The sequence below is a fragment of the Bradyrhizobium sp. NAS96.2 genome (assembly GCF_001908235.1).
Taxonomy (GTDB): domain Bacteria; phylum Pseudomonadota; class Alphaproteobacteria; order Rhizobiales; family Xanthobacteraceae; genus Bradyrhizobium.
Genome location: NZ_LGHK01000018.1, coordinates 1 through 18,219, shown reverse-complemented (window position 1 = coordinate 18,219; position 18,219 = coordinate 1). Strand labels below are relative to the sequence as shown.

The following is an 18,219-nucleotide window of genomic DNA, read 5'->3' as shown; positions in this document are numbered from 1 at the left end:
CGCGATCACGCATTCGCCGGCCGCTCGCCCAGGTTCAGCTTGCTCTTGTCGCCGCCGGCCCACGCCAGTGTTTTCGGGTCCATCACGCGGAACCAGAGCGGCGGGATCGCGGCGAGCCCGAACATGCCGGTGTAGCCGTTCGGCAGCCGCGGGATGTCGTCGAAATCGCGCAGCGACTGGTAGGGGCGCATCGGGTTGGCATGGTGGTCCGAGTGACGTTGCAGGTGGAACGTCATCAGGTTCGAGACGATGTGGTTGGTGTTCCAGGAGTGGCGCGGTTCGACCGCCTGGTAGCGGCCGTTCGGCAGCTTCTCGCGCAGCAGGCCGTAGTGCTCGACATAATTGGCCTGGGTCAGCGCGTACCAGCCGAGGAAATGATGCGCGACGATGAACGGCGCGACCTTCCAGCCGAACAACGCAATCAGGATGGCCGCGACGACCAGCGTCAGCGCAAAGCCCTGCAGGATCTCGTTGTTGACCGACCAGACCGGTTCGCCGCGCCGGGTCAGCCGCTCGGCCTCGTTGCGCCAGCCGCGCTTGAAGGCGCCCGGCAGTTCGCGCGTTGCGAACGCATAGATCGATTCACCGAACCGCGCGCTGGCGGGGTCTTCCGGCGTTGCGACCCAGGTGTGGTGGCCGCGATTGTGCTCGACGCGGAAATGGGCGTAGCCGACCGCGCAATTGGCGAGCATGCCGAAGAAGATGTTGAGCCGATCAGATTTGTGGCCGAGCTCGTGCCCGATCAACAGTGCGCCGCCATTGATGGTGCCGACGCCGAGCAGCAGCGCGACATAGGACCACCACGGCAGCTCTTGCGTCCCGAAGAAGGCGATCAGCGCGACGTAGTTGATCCAGGGAAACGCCACGGTGATGCGCGCAAGCCGCAGGTAATACGGATCGGCCTCCATCGCGGCGACCACCTCCGCCGGCGGATTGTGGGTGTCTTCACCGAAGAGGACATCGAGCAGCGGGATCAGGATGAAGATGAAGACGAAGGGGATCAGCGTCACCAGCGGATTGTGTGTCCGCAGGAACAGCCAATAGGACAACAGCGGGATCAGCGGCGGGATGAACGAGAGCATCCAGAGATAGCGCTTGCCGTCCTTGTAGGTGATGGTTTCGCCAGCGGCGTTGGTGCCCGTGAAGATCATCGCATTCCCTCCAGCTGCTCTTTCGAGGCGGCATCCGCCGTTGTTTCACTAAGCTTGCCGCGAGGCGGGCCTGCGCCGCCAGTTCCCAACAGGCCAATTTTGTGGCATTTTGCGCCAAGCCGTTCGGCTGAACGCTCGCGAGGGAGGGCGCCGACGCAATGCAGGGATCGGAGGCGGATGCCCTTCGGGTGCCGGTGTCCGCGAGCTACGCGCGGGCGCTGGTGCGGGCGTTCGGCAAGACGCGTGGCGAGCGCAACGAACTGCTCAGGGGCACCGGCGTCGAACAGGAGCTGCTCGACCAACCGGGCGCCCAAATGCCGGTCTCCGCGCTGGTGATGCTGGCCGCCAACATCACCCGTACCCATGGCGAGCTGTGGCCGTTGTCGGCCGCGGCGGTCTGGTCGACGTCGCTGCAAGGCGCGCTCGATGTCGCGACCAGGACGGCGCCGACCATCGCAGATGCGATGAACATCGGCGCGCGCTTCGGATCGACCCGCGCGCCCTTCATCCGCAACCGGTTGCGCAAGACCGCGCGCTCGATCCAGATTGAAATCGCTCCGGCGGTGCCCATGGAAGGCGCGTTGTGGCGGGCCGTGGCGCTGGCCGTCAGTCTCAATATCCACGCAACCTATGTGCAGCTGCTCGAGGATGCGATCGACGAGGCGACGCTGAAATTTCCCTGGCAGCCGCCTGCGGGCGCGGAGCGGCTGGCGCAGCATTATTCCTGCGCCGTGGAGTTCAATGCGGCGGCCTTCATCTTCGACGTGCCGAACGAGCTGTGCGCGCGGCCTTCGCCATTTGCCGATCCGGAATTGCACGCCAAGGCGATCGAAGCCCTGGAAGCAGTCGAGAAGCCGCGCTCGGACACTGCGGCGCTGGCGCGGATGGTTGAGAGCCTGATCGCGGCGCGGCTGCCGCATCGTCTGGCCGAGGAGGAGGCCGCGCGCCTCGTCGGCACCTCGCGGCGAACGCTGGTGCGGCGGCTGGCAGAGGCGGGCTGCGCCTTCCGCCCGCTGCTCGATGGGGTGCTGCGCGAGCGTGCGCGGACCATGCTCGCGGAAGGCACGCAGTCTCGCGACGAGATGGCGGCTGCGCTCGGCTACACCGATGCGACGAGCTTCAGCCGCGCCTGCCGGCGCTGGTTCAGCGCGAAGGGCGTACGGGCCTAGCTCAGCGGCGCGCTGTGGCGCGGCTGCGCGGGCTCGCCGCCATTCGACAGCTGATGTTGCACGGCCGAGGGATCGTTGCTCCGCGGCTTCGAGGCCCACGCAATGAACGGGTAGGCGAGGAGCGCCAGATATCTGGTGGGCATTGGATGATCGACGCCGAACGTCGTCGCCTTCTTCTTCGGCAGGTAGGCGCTCCCGAACAGCACATCGTAGAACGAGATGAATCCGGCGAAGTTCTTGTCCCTGGCTTCGGCCTCGCTGCTGTGGTGCCAGTGGTGAAATTCCGGCGACACCAGGATGTAGCGCAGTGGTCCGTAGTTCAGGCGCACATTGGCATGAACCAGCCAAGTCTGCCAGAAATAGACGAGGAGGTAAGTGCCGATCGCTTCCGTGGAGAAGCCGAGCGCGTAGAGCGGAAACAGCGCGCCGGCCTTCATGAAGATCACATCGAGCGGGTGCTGGTGGATCGCCGCGAGCCAGTCCAGCTCCTCGACCGCATGATGAACGGAATGGATCTGCCACATGGCGGGTACGATATGCAGGATGCGGTGCGTCCAGTAGATGCCGAGGTCCGCGATCAGGATCACGATGGGCACCTGGACCAGATATGGAAGATTGCCGATCGTCTGCGTCACCGCCGCAGGCAGGACCGAGTGATTGACCAGAATGGCCACCGTCGTGATGGCGATCACGCCGGCCAGCACCAGCCATCCGTTGATGAACAGGAAGGCCATGTCAGTCAGCAGGCCACGCCTGAAGATCTTCTGAGGCCTCGCAGCGAACAGTCGCTCGAAAGGCACGAAGATCAAAACTGCCAGCAGAAGCTGGTTCACTCCCAATAAATCGCGCATTTCAAAATGGCCGCCCTGAAATGCCGGTAGCCTATCACCTTGGCTCCCGACTGCGTCAATAGGAAGGAAAGCCCAAGCGGTGGCAGCGTTAAACGGGACGGTTAAGCGGGAACACGAACCGGCATGCTCCAGCTGCCGGTCGGGGCAGAAGACGAGGCAAGTCCACGCGACAGGTCAAAACGGTCTGGGTGGTGCGCCAATGGCGCGCTCGGAGAGATTCGAACTCCCGACCCTCGGAATCGAAATCCGATGCTCTATCCAGCTGAGCTACGAGCGCCGCGGGGGTCGATTATCAGACTTGGGCTGACAGGGCTAGCGGCCTCGCGCGGTACCGGGCGGGGTCTGCGCCGAGCGGCGGCCGTTGCCCGCCGGCCTTCAGAAGCAGGGATGCCGGCGGTGATCCTGGCCGATATAGGCCGCCGAGCTCTGGTAGCACTTGTTGGTCGACGGGCCGTCGTAATAGGCGAAGCTGCCGGCCGCCGGGCCCGGGCCGTAATTGTGCAGATAGCTGATGTGGTAGGGCAGGCCCCAATCGGCGTGCCGGTGATGGTGATGCCGGTGGTGCGGGGTGGCCGTGAGATCGGCCGCCGCGGCCGGGACAGCCAACGAAACCGTCAGGGCGAGGGCGGCGAAAAGCTTGGTCTTGGTCATTGGCGGCCTCCGGGCATTCACGATGGAATCGGCCACTTCAGCCGGTCCAAGGTCCTCTAACGACTCATTTAACCCGGAATCCGGCCAAAAGCTGCGGGAAATCAGTCACAGCGCGCCAAATTTTGCCTTTTTGCGGATGCTTAACGGATTGCCAACACAGTCCGGCCAGAGTCTTGCGGTCAGGTCCGCCCGGGCCGCCTTTCCCTCGGTTTCGAACATTCCATGCGCATCACGCCCCTTGTCGCCTTGCTGCTCTCGGTCCTGGCGGTCACGCCAGCACGGGCCGTGCTGCACATCACGCGCGACCATGGCGGCTATGTCGAAGAGTACAAGGCCAAGTACAAGTTGATCCGCGACCGCCGCGAGCGCGTCGTGATCGACGGCATCTGCAACTCGGCCTGCACGCTGGTGTTCGGCATCGTGCCGCTGAACAAGATCTGCGTGACGCCGAAGGCCAGCATCGGCTTCCACCAGGCCTATTACGACAAGGCCTTCACCTTCGGCATCAAGGTCACCAGCCGCGAGGGTACCTCGGACCTGATGTCCTATTACCCCGATACGGTGAAGGACTGGATCCGCCGCAATGGCGGGCTCACCACCGAGATGAAGAAGATCAAGAATGGGGTCGATCTCTGGAAGATCGTCGATCCCTGTCCGGAAGAGTGGTAGGCGCGAGCCGTTCCCGCCTGAGGTCCTGCCGTCAGGTTTTCGGCCTGACGTCGCCATCCGACACCAGCAATACCGAGGCTTTCGACTTACCGAGCACGGCGGCCGCGACGCTGCCGAAATTCAGGCTGTCGCCCTGGATGCGGTCGACGCCGACGACGACGAGATCGGCCCGGCTTGCCGTGATCTCCTGCAGGATCGCGACCTCAGGCGCGGTGCTGGCGCGCAGCCGCGTCGCGACATTGATGTCGTAGCGCGCAGCGGTCGCCGCGATGTCCTTCAGGATCGCTTCCTCCGGCGCCAGCGACATGCTCGGGCTGGAGCGGCGGGCGCCCTTGTCGCGCGTGGTCGAGACGTAGACCACCTGCAGCGGCTCGGCACTGAGGCGGGCGAGGGCGATCGCGACCTCGGCGCCGCGCCGCGACACGTTGCTGCCCGAGACCGGCACCAAAATCTTCCGCGCATTCGCCGTCGGCTCCTTCTCGTGCACACCCTTGGCGGCCGCGATCGCCAGCGGGCCGTCGAAGCCGGAGGTCAGCTCGTCGATCCGCCGGTCGAAGCCGCCGTCGGGGCCTGCGACCGCGTCCATGCCAACCACGAGCAGGTCGAAGCCCTTTCTGGCTTCCTCCGCGATCGCCTCCGCCGCCGTCTCCTCGCGGGCGCGGCTGATGACGTCGACATTGTCGTCGGCGCCGCCGTCGGCCTCGGCGCTGGCCCTTGCACTCGCCTTGGCGGCGTTGATGACCGCGGCCTCGGGGCTCTCCTCGTCGGCGCGGTTCTTCTCCTGCAGCTTGGCATTGGCGCCGACATGCAGCACCGTGATCGGCAGGCCGCGCCCGCCGGCGAGCAGGCCAGCGACATGGGCGGCGAATTTCGCGTTGTTGCTCTCGTCGACCGCGAGCAGCAATCGCTCGAGATTGGCGACGAAGCCGCGCTGCTCGACTTCCTCGCGCTCCAGCCGTTCCTTCTCGTCCTTGCCGAGCGGCAGCCGCGCCAGCGCGCTGCGCAGCATCGGCGGCATCGCCATCGTGGTCAGGATCGCCATGGTCACGATCATCGAGAACATGGTCTGGCTCAGCACGCCCGTCGACAGGCCGATGGTGGCGATGATCACTTCGGTCGAGCCGCGCGCGTTCATGCCGCTCGCCAGCGCATAGGATTCCGGCCGCGTCAGCCCGCCGAGCGCGCCGCCGACGAAGGCGCCGCCGAACTTGCCAATGCTCGCGATCAGGATCAGCGCCGCGGTCAGCAGCAGGAGTTGCGGATCCCTGAGCACGGTGAGGTCGGCGGCGAGGCCGGCGAGGCCGAAGAACACCGGCATGAACAGGCTCGAGATCAGCCCGCGCAGCCGCTCGTCGATCTGCCGGGTCAGGATCGGGGATTCTCCGACCAGCACGCCGGCGATGAAGGCGCCGAGCACGGTGTGCACGCCGATCAGATGCGTGATCATCGCCATCACGCACATCAGCAGCAGGATCACGGCGATGACAGCGGCCGACGAGACCAGATTGTCGTTGGCCCAGCGGATCAGCCGGAACACCAGCCTGCGGCCGATCGTGAAGCTGACCACGAGGAAAGCCAGCGTGCCGAACAGCGCCTGCGCGACCGAGAGGACATTCAGGGTGCCGCGCGAGGCGAGGCTCAAGATCACTGCGATGATGATCCAGCCGATGGTGTCGTCAATGATCGCGGAGGCGACGATGATCTGGCCGACATTGCGGCGCATGAAGTTCATTTCGCGCACCACGACCGCGACGATCTTCACCGATGAGATCGACAGCGCGGTGCCGAGGAACAGCGATGCGATCAGCCGCGCTTCGGGATGCGGCAACAGGCTGTCGGGCAAGAATTCGCCGAGCGTAAAGCCGCAGACGAACGGCACCGCGATGCCCGCAACCGAGATCGTCGTCGCGGCGCGGCCGACCTTGCGCACCAGCTTGAGGTCGGTCGCCATGCCGGTCAACAGCAACAGCAGCAGGATGCCGAACTGCGCGATGCCGTCGATCAGTGCCTTCTGCTCGCCGGACGGCGGAAAGACGACGCTGTGCGCCGACGGCCACAGCCAGCCGAACAGCGACGGGCCGAGCAGCAGGCCAGCGAGCAGTTCGCCGATCACGGAGGGCTGGCCGATCCGCTGCATCACCTCGCCGAGGCCGCGTCCGACCGCGATCAGCAGCGCGATCTGGGCGAGCAGGATGAACTCGGAAGGTTTCGCTGCCTCGTCGCCGGCGGCGTCGGCTGCGGTGACGGCCGCAAGCAGCATGACGACCGCCCAGATCGTCGGTTGAAGCCGCCCCCAGCGGATCAGCATTGCGTCTCCGATTGCCAAACTCCAGCGCGGCTCGGCCCGTTTGCCGCAAGCGGTCAACGCCCGGGTTCCGAAAGCGATCCACCCGGGTCAGATTTTGGAACCGGCGCACCGTCCGTTCGTTTCACTCATGATGCGTTCATCCTCGTGATGCGATTGTGGTCCCAAGAGTGAACCCGAGCGCGAGCCGCACCGCCGAGGCGGTCAGGCCTCGGCTCGCACGCACAGGAGGTTGTGATGGCAACCAGATCCAATCTTTCGAAGGCTGAACTTGCGCGCAGCGTCGCCGGCGCTACGTCAGCGCTGGTGCTGAGCGCGCTCGCTTTGTTCGTCGCCGCCCATCATCTAAGCGGCGGGTAGGGCTGGCGGCGTGTCTGCCGGACCAACTATCAGAGCAGGAAGGTCCCGATCAGGAGGCCGGCCGCGAATGCCCAAAGACCGAGCGTACAGGCCGATATGACCCGGACGAGATTGCGCAGATCCACGTCCTGCCAGCTGCTGTGGGATCGATAGGTCAATTGCAGGCACCCCCTGCGGCGGCCGCCTTTGCTTCTCGCCCGGCAAGCCTGTTCCCGATCGGTGCCCAAATGAAGGCAACCGGGGGTGGCGCCCGATCACGCGTTCGCGAGGCGCCGCCTCAGGCGCCTGGTCATGCCTGCCGGCTGGGGTGACGATGCCCGGCACAGACCTCCCAGGCTATCTTGCCGGGCTATCTCGACCCTGACTTCCCGCGGACCTCGGCAGCGTTCGGCGGCTCTACGACCTCGAATCTGGACCGGCTGAAGCGCCCCAGTCCACTGAGCTCGTAATAGCCGTCACGTTCGTTTTCCTGCGTCACGTCGTAGACACGGCCGAGCGAGAGCGTGTCCCGCTGCAAGGTGTTGTCGACGCAGCGAACACGAAAGATCTTGCCGGTTTCGACCATGCGCTCATCCTGAATTGTTGGTCTGGTTCGGTGACGTGCCAGCTCGCTGTGTGACGTCGCGATGACCCCGCATTGGGCCGGCATGCGGTGCGCCTCCGATGGTTTGAAAACGCCCGTGCCGGGCGGGCGTTCCTATCATCGGAAGCTGCGCCGGTACGCGTCACGCCGCGAAAGCCGAGCCGTGGCCCTGCACGAAAGTCGCCGAGATATGCTGCAGGCGGATCCGTGCCTCTGCCGTACCGGTCCTGCGGCAGTCGCCGGCTGTGAACCATGCTTGGCGGTTGCCCGTCGGTTGTATGCGACGAAGACGCGCGCTACAGAGACGCCTCGCAAGCAAGAACCTGGGACAAACGTCGTTGAGGATATCCGCCAATACCGGCATCGTGATCGGATCGACGCTTTTTGCCTTGGCGTCGAGTGCGTTCCTTTATCTGCTTCCTCCAAGCCCGATCGACAGGAACCTGCTCCGCGGCAGCTTCTATTTCTTGAAGGGGCACGCGTACCAAATTCCCGTCAAATTTCTGGATGGCGAGCTCGGTGCTGCCCGGCTGTATGAAGATGACAAGCTGCTCGGCCCGGCAGGCAGCGACCTGGAGGAGATCGCCGCCAAGGGTGGCGGCCGATTCCTGCTCTTCCGGGACAACAAGAGCTTTTTCGGTCCCGTCCTGTTGCTCTCGACCAGCGACAATAGCGATCCGAACACGAACGGCAGGAAGTATCACCTCCGATGACGATCGGCGCTATGCGGCGGTCGAACCGGAGCCCGCGCCGGTCACATGAAGCCCGGGTTGCGCGGCAGATACTGGGCCCAATCGCCGAACTCCCGTGACGACATCAACAGCATCGGACACTTGATCCGCATTCCCAGCGCCATCGCGGTATCGAGCGCCGCCTTGCCTGTGCCGGGCAGAAACGCCGATATCCGCGACGCGCCGCTCTCGGCCGCCAGGTAGAGCGCTGTTCTCAGGGCTGGAGCCATGGCGTGCGGCTCCATGACGGCGAGCGGTCCGATATGACCGCCGGCATCCACGTAGGCGTAGCCGATCCAATCGTTTCCATCGTGGAGACTGAACCCGGTCGCCGCGCCGCCGCTGATCAGATAGCGATGATGCTTTTCGCGCGAGACGCCGAGGATCCGCTCGTCCGCTTGCGCGAGGCGGCGCAGGGTCGCGGCCTCCAGCGTGAGCGGCGTGACGGCATATCGTGGACCGTGCAAGTGAGCGAGCAACTGTTCGCGCGATGCACCGACACTGTAGATCGGAAATCGCGGAAGCAGTCCGTGACGGATGTAGAGCCCTTGCGATACCGTGTTGAAGCTGAAGGTGATGAGCACGCGGTTGGACGCGCCCGATTTCTCGGCGTGCGCGATGGTCCGCTTGATCAGCTCGTTGCCGATGTTTCGCCCCTGCTGATCGGGTGACACGAACAGCTGCGCCAGAAACCACATGTCGCCGCACACCCAGCTCCACGCGAAGCCGAGGATCTGCTCGTTCTCCTCCGCCACCCAGAGCCCGTCGGGATCGTCCTTCATGGAGAACAGCTGGAATTTGGGCGGGGACGAAGCCGCCATCGGTCCGAAGCCGTGCCGTTCGGTCAGATCGTTGATGCTGGCGACGACGAGGGCGTCGGCAAATTCCAGATCCGCTGCGCGGGCCGGTCGGCAAATCACTGACATCGGCAGCTCCGTTGGTAGCCGGGTATATTCAGAACCTCGCCGTGCCGGGATCGAGCCCAAGCGCCAGCCGGCCGGCGGTGATGTAATTGTTCGGACTCATCGCGATATGCTTCGCCGCGGCGCGCACGTCGCCGACCGCACGCTCCAGGGCGCAGGTCTCGAAGATAGCGACGGCGCCCGCACTGGCAGCCAGCATCTCGGTGACGGACGTCGCAGTCTCCGCGGCATGTGCGTTGGCGAGCCGAATGTCCGCGCGCGCCAGCACCAGCCGTTGGCCGCCGATGTCGGTCGCGGCCATCAATTCGGTCATGGCATCGATCAGAAAGGCGTGGGTGGCGCGAAGCATTGCGCGCGTCCGCCCGACCGTCGCCTGAACGATTTCGCGATCGCGGAGCGCGGCTCGGCTTCCGGCGCGGCCCTTGGCGAGCTCCGCGAACGAAGTGATGGCGCCGGACGCGATGCCGAGCGGCGCCCCGCAGATGCTCCAGGCGAACACCGATGACGGCGGCATGCGATAGAGCAGTCCGGGTTGGGTCGGTCGTAGTCCGAGAAAGGGATGGACGTGCGCGGCCGGCACGAGAATATCCCGTACCTCGAAATCGCAGCTGCCGGTGCCGCGCAGTCCGGACACGTGCCAATTGTCGAGGATGGTCACATCCTCCCGCCCGGGATAGCAGCAGAGAAGCGGCGAAGCCGGATCGTCGGGCTTGACGCTTGCCAGCACCATGAAGCGCGTCGCGTGATGCGCGCCGCTGCCGAACGGCCAGCGCCCGGACAGGCGATAGCCGCCTGCAACCACGGTCGCCGTGCCCACAGCTCCGGTCGCGCTTGCGACAAATGCACGCGGGTCGGCATACCACGCGCGTACGACGGACTGGTCGAGGTAACCTCCGATCCGGCTCATGCCGGCGCCGTTGCCGACCAGCCAACCGACCGAGCCATCGACCGCCGAGGCGGCTTCGACGACGCGCGCGAATGCGAAGGGAGATAGCTCGGGTCCGCCGAGCGCTTGCGGCAGCCACAAGCGGAACAGGCCGGCATCGGCCAGCGCAGCGAAAACCGCGTCGGGCAGCCGCCGTTCGCTGTCGAACGCGTTGCGGTGCGCGGCGATCAGCGGGGCCAGCGCCTGGACGGCTTCGAGCTCGCGGTGCCCCCGGTCCGGGGCACCGGCCATCACGTTCGAACCGGGACGAGGCGTCAGCTCGTCCGTCTCCACCGCATGGGATGAATCGCGCATCGTGTAGTCCTCGATGTTGCTCGGCCCGCAGCATGATCGTCCGCTTTCCGGAGGTCCTGAATCCGTTCCGAAAAAGTTGCAAAAAATGTAGTCTCCAGAGCCATGGCGACGATCCACCAGTTCGGTCCCTTCCGCCTCGACGCAGGGGCCGAGACGCTGTTCCGGGAGTCCGAGCCGGTCGCGCTCGGACGGCGCGCGGTGGTGCTGCTTCGGCTGCTCGTCGAGCGGGCCGGATCGCCGGTTTCCAAGGACGCGTTGATGCAGGCGGCGTGGCCGGGGCTTGCCGTTGAGGAGAGCAATCTGACGGTGCAGATCGCCGCGCTGCGGCGGGCCTTTGCCGACCTCGACGGTGGCGCGGCCTGGATCGAGACGCTGCCGCGCCGCGGCTATCGCTATGTCGGACCCCCGGTTGCGAGCGTGTCCGAACCGAGCTCGCCCGTATCGTCAGCGCCGGCGCTGTCCGACAAGCCGTCGCTCGCGGTGCTGCCGCTGTCAAATCTGAGCGGCGATCCCGCGCAGGATTATTTTTCCGACGGGATCACGGGAGACATCATCGCCGAATTGTCGCGGTTCAGGTCACTGCTCGTCGTCGCCCGTCACTCCAGCTTCGCCTACAAGGGGCAGACACCCGAGATCAAACGGGTCGGCCGCGAGCTCGGGGTCCGCTACGTGGCCGAAGGGAGCGTGCGCACGATCGGCAGCCGAATGCGAGTGATCATCCAGCTGCTCGATGCCGCTAGCGGGTACAGTCTCTGGACCGAACGCTACGACCGCGATCTCGAGGACATCTTCGCCCTGCAGGACGAGATCGTCCGGGCGATCGTCGCGGCGCTGCCGGGCCGGATGGAGGACGCCGGTCGCGAGATCGCAAGGCGCAAGCCGACCTCCAGCATTACCGCCTACGATCTGGTTCTGCTCGGCAACGAGCGATGGCGTCAGCTGACCGTGGCGGCGATGGCGCAGGCCAGGGACTATTTTCGAAACGCCGTCGCGCTCGACCCGCAATATGCCCGCGCCCACGTCAACATCGCCTGGACCATCGTCTGTGACGTGTTTCTCGAATCGCCCACCACCGCGACGCTGGAAGAGGCGCGGAGTGAGATCGAGACCGCGCTCGATATCGAGGATGGCGACGCCTGGTCGCATGGCGTGTTCGCTCAGCTGCTGTTCCTGAGCAAGGATGACGCCAAGGCCGAAATCCATTTCAGCCGCGCGCTTGCACTCAATCCAAACGACGCCGACGTCGCCGCGGTCTTCGCTAACATCCTGGTCTACTGGGGACGGTGGCGCGAGGCGCTGACGTGGATCGGGACAGCCAAGCGGCTCAATCCGTTTCCGCCCAACTTGTACCATTGGTATCACGCGCTCGCCCTCTATTCGGGGCGCGAGTACGAGCAGGCGGTCAAGGCGGTGATGGAAGCGCGGTCGTTCGACAGGTGGTCGCATGGCCTCCTTGCCGCCTGCTATGCGCAGATCGGACGGATCGACGAGGCGCAGGCCGAGGCCGCCGCGTTCGTCAGCCAGCGATGTCGCGAATTGCATGCGAATGGCCGCGCTGTGCCCGCGAGAACCCTCGACCTCGCGCAGGCCAGGGCCGACCGATATCGCAATCCCTCCGATCGCGAACATTTCCTCGACGGATTGCGCAAGGCGGGTCTCACCGGTTGACGGATCACGGCCGCTTGCGTCTCGAATCCGCAACTCGACGTGCGCATGTCTAGGCGCACGGATGTCGTGCGTATCACACAGTTCCTTCGTTCGATTGCTGGAGAAGCATCGGCCGGTAGGGCGGGAAGGGCCGGCCGCAGCGCTGGTTTGATCCGCATCAAGTTCGAGGACGGCGGAACGGCCTAGGCTTACCTTTGAGAGGTGAGTCGTGATGCGAGCGCGTGACGAATACGGTCCGGTGGCCAAGACTCTGCACTGGGTAACCGTGCTCCTGGTGGTCATCGCTTGGACCCTGGGTATTTTTAACGAAGATGCCACCCGGCCGCTGGGCCTGCTAACCCATATCTGGGTCGGAATGAGCATTCTGGTGCTGGCAGTGGTGCGAATTCCGTGGCGAATTGCCAATCCACCGCCCAAGGTCGTTCCTACCGAGTTTGGCAGGTGGCTGATCGAGTGGACCGATCCGGTGTCCCGGGTGATGCACTACGTGCTCTACGGTTTGCTGCTCGCCGTACCGGCCTTCGGTATTGCGTTGCAGTTTGCAAAAGGCCACCCGCTGCCGCTGTTTGGTCTCGGAGAAATAGCTTCACCATGGCATGCCGACAAGGCACTCGCTCACAACATCAAGGAAATTCACGAAGTTCTGGCTAATCTCCTGGTGATCCTCGCAACGATCCACATGACAGCTGCGCTGTTGCATCACTTGGTGTTCGGCGACGAGACTCTGAGGCGAATGCTGCCGGGCGCCGGCAAGCGGACGGAACGCGGGGCGCAATGAGTATCATCCTCCGCATCCTCTTCGTCATTGCTGGTGCGATCGTCGCCTTGTTCGTCGCGCGCGACAGCCTGCACTTCGACTTGATCCAGACGTGGGTATCTATTGTGCTCGTGGTCGTGGTGGCAGGCATTGCAAGCTTCTGGGCACGACGGCGCAAGGCGTGAGCGCGCAGGCTTCACGAACCGGGCTGAGCCAGGCCGAGGCCGAGGCCAGGTTGGTCGGGGAAGGCTACAACGAGCTGCCCCGAGCCCAACGCCGCACGCCGCTTCGAATTCTGGTGGAAGTATTGCGCGAACCCATGCTCGCACTTCTGGCTTGCGGCGGGCTGATCTACCTCTTGCTTGGCGATCTCCAGGAAGCGCTCCTGCTCCTCGTGTTCGGTGCCATGTCCATCCTCATCACGGTGGTGCAGGAAGCGCGAACCGAGCGCGTGTTGGAGGCACTGCGTGACTTGACCAGTCCGCGCGCGCTCGTCATTCGCGACGGCGAACGTCGGCGTATCGCGGGCCGGGAGGTGACGCGGGGTGACCTCGTGGTGCTGGCGGAGGGGGATCGGGTCCCGGCCGACGCCATGCTCGCCGATTGCAGGGATCTGCAGGTGGATGAGTCGCTGCTCACTGGCGAGTCGGTGCCGGTACGCAAGCAGGTGGCTGGAGCGCCGGCAGAGGATCGCCGGCCGGGTGGTGATGATCAGCCTTTCGTCTATTCGGGCTCGCTCGTGGTGCGAGGTGAAGGCATCGCGGTGGTTACTGCGACCGGACCTCGCAGCGAGATTGGCAAGATCGGACAATCGCTGCAGGCCTTGCAGGCGGAGCCGCCGCGCCTGAAGCAGCAGATGGCGCGCTTGGTGCAACTTTGCGCCATTGGCGGTGCGGCGGTCAGCCTTGCCGCGGTCGTGCTTTACGGGACGTTGCGCGGCGAATGGTTGCAGGCCGTCCTGGCCGGTATCGCGATCGGCATGTCGATGCTTCCGGAAGAATTTCCCGTCGTGCTGACCGTTTTTATGGCGATGGGCGCGTGGCGAATTTCAAAGGCCCGCGTGCTGACCCGGCGTGCGGCTGCAATTGAAACGTTGGGCGCGGCCACCGTTTTGTGCACGGACAAGACCGGTACTCTCACGCAAAATCAGATGTCGGTCGCAGAACTTCGGCTTGCCGACGGAACTTGTCTGCGAACCTCGTCGATCGAGCCGGCCCACATCGAGCCGAATGTCGTCGAGCTGGTACGATGTGCTGCCATGGCGAGCTCGCCCGAGCCATTCGACCCGATGGAAAAGGCCTTTCATGACCTTGTCCGCGCGTGGCCGACCAATGATAGGGCGTCCTCCGGATGGAGGCTGACCCGCAGCTATGGACTACGCCCGGAATTGCTCGCCATGACGCAAGTCTGGGATAACGTCGATGCGCCCGGATATCTTGTTGCAGCCAAGGGAGCACCAGAGGCGATCGCCCGCCTGTGCAAATTGTCCGAGTCGGATCAGACATCCATGCGCGAGAACGTCGACGTCATGGCCGGGAACGGATTGCGTGTGCTGGCGATCGCCATTGCGGACCACGACAGGGAAGCGCTTCCTTCATCCCAGGAAGGCTTCGCCTTCCGATTCCTCGGTTTGATCGGCATTGCCGACCCCATCCGCAAGAGTGTGGCAGCCGCCGTACGCGAATGCCGTTCGGCCGGAATTCGCATCACCATGATAACGGGTGACTATCCCGCCACCGCGCGGGCCATCGCGAGGGAAGCGGGGCTGGAGGCTTCCAGCGTGTTGACGGGGGCACAGATCGCAGCCATGGACGATGCGGAGCTGGGCAAGTTTACCAAGAGCGTGAATGTGTTTGCGCGGATCACGCCTGATCAGAAGCTACGCATTGTCCAGGCAATGAAGGCCGATGGCGAGACCGTCGCGATGACGGGTGATGGCGTGAACGATGCGCCATCCCTGAAGGCCGCCCACATCGGAATCGCGATGGGCGGGCGCGGGACGGATGTGGCGCGCGAGGCATCGTCAATCGTTCTGCTCGACGACGACTTTGGATCGATTGTCTCGGCCATTCGCCTTGGCCGACGCATCTATGACAATCTGCGCAAGGCGATGACGTTCATCTTTGCGGTGCACGTGCCTATCGCCGGGCTGGCGCTGTTTCCCCTCGCGTTCGGGTTACCTCTGATCCTCGGTCCCGTGCACATCGCTTTTCTGGAGCTGATCATCGATCCTGTTTGCTCGCTTGTCTTCGAGGCGGAGCGGGAGGAGCGTGATGTGATGAGCCGTCCCCCGAGGCGCGCGGATGCTCCGCTGTTCACGTGGGCTCTGATCTGCTGGAGCGTTCTGCAAGGCGTGGTGGCATTGACATTCGCAATTGCGCTTCGTGGCGATATGCCCCCGGACGAGGCTCGCGCACTTGCGTTCTTTTCCCTGGTCCTGTGTATCGTTGGTCTCGTCCTCGTCAACCGATCCTTCAGCGCTTCGTTCGCCTCAGCACTCTTTCGTCCGAATGCCGCGCTGGTCTGGATCTTGTCGGCCGTCGCCGCCATTCTCGCCACTTCGCTGCTATGGGGGCCGGCATCTGCGCTGTTCCGCTTCGGGCCTTTGCACCTGGATGACCTGACCGTGACGCTCGGCGCGGGATTGGTGCTGCTGGTTCTGCTCGAACTGCTAAAGCCGATCTGGGCCGCACGTCTCCGTTCCTAGCGCCCCGGCGGGCAACGCAGCAAATGCGTCAAGCCCCCTGCAACAAAAATATTTCTCTTTATCAGAAAGAAAGAGAAATGCTATAAATCCGAAGTCTCACCCGACACGAGGGGCGCTTCGCGGTCGTCACGAAGGTGGGTCGAGATGCGGTGGACGTTGAGCGTGGCCCTGACGAGAGCACGCGAAGCGGACGGCGAAGTCGTGCAGGCCTGACGCCCTAGCGGTAGGTGTCTTTTCGCATTGCGCAGTGCGCGTTGTGAAGACGGTGACAAAAAAGCCCAGTCTCGCCGGGGAGAGCACGTATAAGCCGTAGCCCATCGCGCAGGGAAAGCCGGGTTACCCCGGTTACACCTGTGGTCCTACCCCCGAGCTTTCTACCTTTTGCTCGGGGCCCATGGGTGCGATCGGCACCCGGCTTTCCCTGCGCCCTCTGTTCTCAGAGCGGCGAAACGAAATGCAAAAGCTCGGACAAACATGTCGCGAGAATGTAGCGCTGTGGCCCACCGCCCGCGCAACACGTTCAGTGTCGTCCCTGCGAAAGCAGGGACCCATAACCACCGATGCTCATCGCTGCACGATGCTGTGGCCACGTTCCCTATTACAATCCGATGCGGTGGTTATGGGTCCTGGCTTTCGCCAGGACGACGAACGGCGAGTCCCGCTCACAATATCCGCCGCGGCGTATGGGTCCCTGCTTTCGCAGGGACGACGGGTCTGTGTGCAGCGGAGACCTTTAGCCTAACTACTGTTGCCGCCGGCGCCGCGCACCACGCGCTTGATCTTGTCGGTGGTGTAGGTCTGGCCGCCGATCGAGAGCAGCGGCGGGGAGGCGGTCAGGTCGACGGAGTCGACCACGCCCTGAATCTCGGTCGAGATGGCGAGGTCGTTGCCCTTGGAATCCTTGCCGGTCGCGGTCAGCGTGTAGGAGCCGGCAGGCCATTGCGTGCCGTCATTGCCCTTGCCGTCCCAGACGAAGCTGGCATTGCCCTGCTTCAGGTTGAAATTGCCGGAATAGGCGGTCTGGCCGGTCGCGCTCGTGATCGTGATCGTGGCGCTGGTGGCTTGCGGCGACACCAGATTCCAGGTCGTGGATTTGTCGAGCTGCGTCTTGCTGCCGTCGACCGCGACCGTGTTGCCGACATAGACCAGCGCCTGCGTCGACTGTGCACTCTTCTCGATTGCGATCAGCTGCTTGAGCTGATCGTTGGACTTCAGCTGCTGCTCGACACCGGCGAACTGCACGAGCTGCTGGGTGAACTGGTTGGTGTCGAGCGGATCGAGCGGGTTCTGGTTCTGCAACTGCGTCGTCAGCAGCGTCAGGAAGGTCTGGAAATTGTCGGCGATGCCCTGCGACGAGGTCGTCAGGCCGCTGCCCGTGCTGCTGCTTCCGGAGCTCGTTCCGTTGCTGGTGCCCGGTGCCGAGACGACGGGCGTTGGCATGGTTGCATCGACTGCCATGGTGAACTCCTTACACTCTGATATCGACGCCGCCGAGGGCGCTGCTTGCGCGGCCGTAGGAGCGGCCTGCCGCGGCGGCGGGAACGCTGTCCTCTTCGGCGACGATCAAACGATGGGCGTTCGGATTGGGCTGGCCGTTGTTGTTCTGCCCGGACTGCGACTGGTCACGCAGGCTGAACTGCAACCCGCCATTGCCGGTCGACAGGCCGGCGTTGTCGAGCGCGCGCTGCAGCTGGTTGGCGTCCTGGCGCAGCATCGACAGTGTCTCCGGGCGTTCGACGGTGAGATGCGAGGTCACCTGGCCATTGCGATCGACATCGATGCGGACATCGATGCGGCCGAGCTCGGCGGGGTCGAGCCGGATCTCGAAGCGGCTCTTGCCGCTCTTGGCGGAGGCGGCGATCTGCATCGCAAGCCCGCTGAGCGGCACGGCGGCGCTTTGCGCGGCGTTGGTCACGGTCAATTGCGCGGTCGCCGACGGCGTCGTCTGGGTGGCGAGTTGTGGCTGGAGTGCATTCGCCGCCTGCGCGCTGGGATCGGGCGTCGTGACCTGGGTCTGCGCAGCGGCCTGGCCGCCGGCCGTCGGCGCGGCCTTGCCGTCGCCGCTCGCATCGGCCTTGATCGCATCGGCTGCGCCGTCTGTGGCGGCCTTCGCCTTGCCGGCAACCGCAGCCGGCTGCGCGACGGCGGGAACGATGTTGGTCGGAGTGGCCTGCGCGGTGGCGTTGCTGCCCTGGGCTGTGCTGTCCTGGTCGGCAGGCGCGGTCGCAACCGCGTCCTTGGTGGTCAGCTGTGTCTTGGCTTGCGGCGTCGTCTTGGTGGCGGGCGTTCCGGCAGCGACGGTGGCGGCGAGTGTCGCATCGCCGGTCGCGGTCGATGCGCCCGCAACCGTGGCCGTATCGGTGGCGGTGACCTGCCCCTCGCTCTTGACGCCGGCCGCCTTGGCGACCTTGTCGGCATTCGCGGCGGTGGTCGCCGCGGTTGCGGTGTCGGCGC

The 18,219-nt window shown here is 64.8% G+C and carries 17 protein-coding genes and 1 tRNA gene; 8 read left to right on the top strand and 10 right to left on the bottom strand.

What is annotated here, in order from left to right; translation table 11 throughout:
* Positions 1-5 precede the first annotated feature (5 nt).
* Entirely contained in the window at positions 6-1,151 is a 1,146-nt protein-coding gene (locus tag AC628_RS04605) for an alkane 1-monooxygenase (RefSeq protein ID WP_074125566.1), read from the bottom strand.
* 158 nt (positions 1,152-1,309) lie between these two features.
* Between AC628_RS04605 and AC628_RS04600 the strand changes: the two genes are divergently transcribed.
* Positions 1,310-2,320 carry a helix-turn-helix domain-containing protein gene (locus AC628_RS04600; RefSeq protein ID WP_074125565.1) on the top strand — a complete coding sequence of 337 codons (1,011 nt, stop codon included), beginning with the start codon at positions 1,310-1,312 and terminating at the stop codon, positions 2,318-2,320.
* Here the strand turns inward: AC628_RS04600 and AC628_RS04595 are convergent.
* From AC628_RS04595 to AC628_RS04585, 3 genes are all read right to left on the bottom strand, one after another.
* Positions 2,317-3,153 carry a sterol desaturase family protein gene (locus tag AC628_RS04595; protein ID WP_245321028.1) on the bottom strand — a complete coding sequence of 279 codons (837 nt, stop codon included), beginning with the start codon at positions 3,151-3,153 and terminating at the stop codon, positions 2,317-2,319. The genes AC628_RS04600 and AC628_RS04595 overlap by 4 nt on opposite strands.
* A gap of 218 nt (positions 3,154-3,371) precedes the next feature.
* A tRNA-Arg gene (locus AC628_RS04590) sits at positions 3,372-3,448 on the bottom strand.
* Between the two features lie 98 nt (positions 3,449-3,546).
* Positions 3,547-3,822: a hypothetical protein gene (locus tag AC628_RS04585; RefSeq protein ID WP_074125563.1), complete on the bottom strand. Its 276-nt coding sequence runs from the start codon at positions 3,820-3,822 to the stop codon at positions 3,547-3,549.
* Positions 3,823-4,044: 222 nt separating this feature from the next.
* Between AC628_RS04585 and AC628_RS04580 the strand changes: the two genes are divergently transcribed.
* Positions 4,045-4,491 (top strand): hypothetical protein, encoded by a 447-nt coding sequence (locus AC628_RS04580; protein WP_074125562.1) that lies wholly within the window; start codon positions 4,045-4,047, stop codon positions 4,489-4,491.
* A gap of 31 nt (positions 4,492-4,522) precedes the next feature.
* Here AC628_RS04580 and AC628_RS04575 read toward each other — a convergent pair whose 3' ends face one another.
* Positions 4,523-6,799: a cation:proton antiporter domain-containing protein gene (locus AC628_RS04575; protein ID WP_083632576.1), complete on the bottom strand. Its 2,277-nt coding sequence runs from the start codon at positions 6,797-6,799 to the stop codon at positions 4,523-4,525.
* Positions 6,800-7,033: 234 nt separating this feature from the next.
* Between AC628_RS04575 and AC628_RS45765 the strand changes: the two genes are divergently transcribed.
* On the top strand, positions 7,034-7,156 hold the full coding sequence (locus AC628_RS45765; protein WP_274613371.1) for a hypothetical protein: 123 nt from the start codon (positions 7,034-7,036) through the stop codon (positions 7,154-7,156).
* 349 nt (positions 7,157-7,505) lie between these two features.
* Here the strand turns inward: AC628_RS45765 and AC628_RS04570 are convergent, their stop codons facing one another.
* Positions 7,506-7,721, bottom strand: coding sequence for a hypothetical protein (locus tag AC628_RS04570; protein ID WP_074125561.1), 216 nt, complete (start codon positions 7,719-7,721; stop codon positions 7,506-7,508).
* Between the two features lie 356 nt (positions 7,722-8,077).
* On the opposite strand from AC628_RS04570, the gene AC628_RS04565 reads away from it, so the two are divergent.
* Complete coding sequence (locus tag AC628_RS04565) at positions 8,078-8,452, top strand: hypothetical protein (protein ID WP_245321027.1); 375 nt, start codon at positions 8,078-8,080, stop codon at positions 8,450-8,452.
* A 41-nt stretch (positions 8,453-8,493) separates the two neighbouring features.
* Here the strand turns inward: AC628_RS04565 and AC628_RS04560 are convergent, their stop codons facing one another.
* Together AC628_RS04560 and AC628_RS04555 are read right to left on the bottom strand one after the other, a co-directional pair.
* The gene (locus tag AC628_RS04560) at positions 8,494-9,396 is read right to left on the bottom strand and encodes a GNAT family N-acetyltransferase (protein WP_074125560.1); all 903 of its coding nucleotides are present in this window, start codon (positions 9,394-9,396) and stop codon (positions 8,494-8,496) included.
* A gap of 28 nt (positions 9,397-9,424) precedes the next feature.
* The gene (locus AC628_RS04555; RefSeq protein WP_074125559.1) at positions 9,425-10,633 is read right to left on the bottom strand and encodes an acyl-CoA dehydrogenase family protein; all 1,209 of its coding nucleotides are present in this window, start codon (positions 10,631-10,633) and stop codon (positions 9,425-9,427) included.
* Between the two features lie 102 nt (positions 10,634-10,735).
* Here AC628_RS04555 and AC628_RS04550 point away from each other — a divergent pair, with 102 nt between their 5' ends.
* The 4 genes from AC628_RS04550 (at position 10,736) to AC628_RS04540 (ending at position 15,765) form a co-directional block, all read left to right on the top strand.
* Positions 10,736-12,301, top strand: coding sequence for a winged helix-turn-helix domain-containing tetratricopeptide repeat protein (locus AC628_RS04550; protein WP_074125558.1), 1,566 nt, complete (start codon positions 10,736-10,738; stop codon positions 12,299-12,301).
* Between the two features lie 211 nt (positions 12,302-12,512).
* Positions 12,513-13,079, top strand: a complete 567-nt coding sequence (locus AC628_RS04545) for a cytochrome b (RefSeq protein ID WP_074125557.1) — start codon at positions 12,513-12,515, stop codon at positions 13,077-13,079.
* Positions 13,076-13,243, top strand: coding sequence for a hypothetical protein (locus tag AC628_RS43735; protein WP_168193303.1), 168 nt, complete (start codon positions 13,076-13,078; stop codon positions 13,241-13,243). Before AC628_RS04545 ends, AC628_RS43735 begins: the two co-directional genes overlap by 4 nt.
* Positions 13,240-15,765, top strand: coding sequence for a cation-translocating P-type ATPase (locus AC628_RS04540; RefSeq protein ID WP_074125556.1), 2,526 nt, complete (start codon positions 13,240-13,242; stop codon positions 15,763-15,765). Before AC628_RS43735 ends, AC628_RS04540 begins: the two co-directional genes overlap by 4 nt.
* A 738-nt stretch (positions 15,766-16,503) precedes the next feature.
* Here the strand turns inward: AC628_RS04540 and AC628_RS04535 are convergent.
* Entirely contained in the window at positions 16,504-17,223 is a 720-nt protein-coding gene (locus AC628_RS04535) for a flagellar hook assembly protein FlgD (protein ID WP_074125555.1), read from the bottom strand.
* Positions 17,224-17,233: 10 nt separating this feature from the next.
* Positions 17,234-18,219, bottom strand: a 986-nt coding sequence (locus AC628_RS04530; protein ID WP_210190159.1) for a flagellar hook-length control protein FliK, incomplete at its 5' end; no start/stop codon positions are given.

What these genes read in the sequence shown, in the direction of transcription:
- AC628_RS04560 (WP_074125560.1), bottom strand. Translation starts at nt 9,396, where the DNA reads ATGTCAGTGATTTGCCGACCGGCCCGCGCAGCGGATCTGGAATTTGCC.
- AC628_RS04555 (WP_074125559.1), bottom strand. Translation starts at nt 10,633, where the DNA reads ATGCGCGATTCATCCCATGCGGTGGAGACGGACGAGCTGACGCCTCGT.
- AC628_RS04550 (WP_074125558.1), top strand. Translation starts at nt 10,736, where the DNA reads ATGGCGACGATCCACCAGTTCGGTCCCTTCCGCCTCGACGCAGGGGCC.
- AC628_RS45765 (WP_274613371.1), top strand. Translation starts at nt 7,034, where the DNA reads ATGGCAACCAGATCCAATCTTTCGAAGGCTGAACTTGCGCGCAGCGTC.
- AC628_RS04545 (WP_074125557.1), top strand. Translation starts at nt 12,513, where the DNA reads ATGCGAGCGCGTGACGAATACGGTCCGGTGGCCAAGACTCTGCACTGG.
- AC628_RS04600 (WP_074125565.1), top strand. Translation starts at nt 1,310, where the DNA reads ATGCAGGGATCGGAGGCGGATGCCCTTCGGGTGCCGGTGTCCGCGAGC.
- AC628_RS04570 (WP_074125561.1), bottom strand. Translation starts at nt 7,721, where the DNA reads ATGGTCGAAACCGGCAAGATCTTTCGTGTTCGCTGCGTCGACAACACC.
- AC628_RS04585 (WP_074125563.1), bottom strand. Translation starts at nt 3,822, where the DNA reads ATGACCAAGACCAAGCTTTTCGCCGCCCTCGCCCTGACGGTTTCGTTG.
- AC628_RS04580 (WP_074125562.1), top strand. Translation starts at nt 4,045, where the DNA reads ATGCGCATCACGCCCCTTGTCGCCTTGCTGCTCTCGGTCCTGGCGGTC.
- AC628_RS04605 (WP_074125566.1), bottom strand. Translation starts at nt 1,151, where the DNA reads ATGATCTTCACGGGCACCAACGCCGCTGGCGAAACCATCACCTACAAG.
- AC628_RS04535 (WP_074125555.1), bottom strand. Translation starts at nt 17,223, where the DNA reads ATGGCAGTCGATGCAACCATGCCAACGCCCGTCGTCTCGGCACCGGGC.
- AC628_RS43735 (WP_168193303.1), top strand. Translation starts at nt 13,076, where the DNA reads ATGAGTATCATCCTCCGCATCCTCTTCGTCATTGCTGGTGCGATCGTC.
- AC628_RS04575 (WP_083632576.1), bottom strand. Translation starts at nt 6,799, where the DNA reads ATGCTGATCCGCTGGGGGCGGCTTCAACCGACGATCTGGGCGGTCGTC.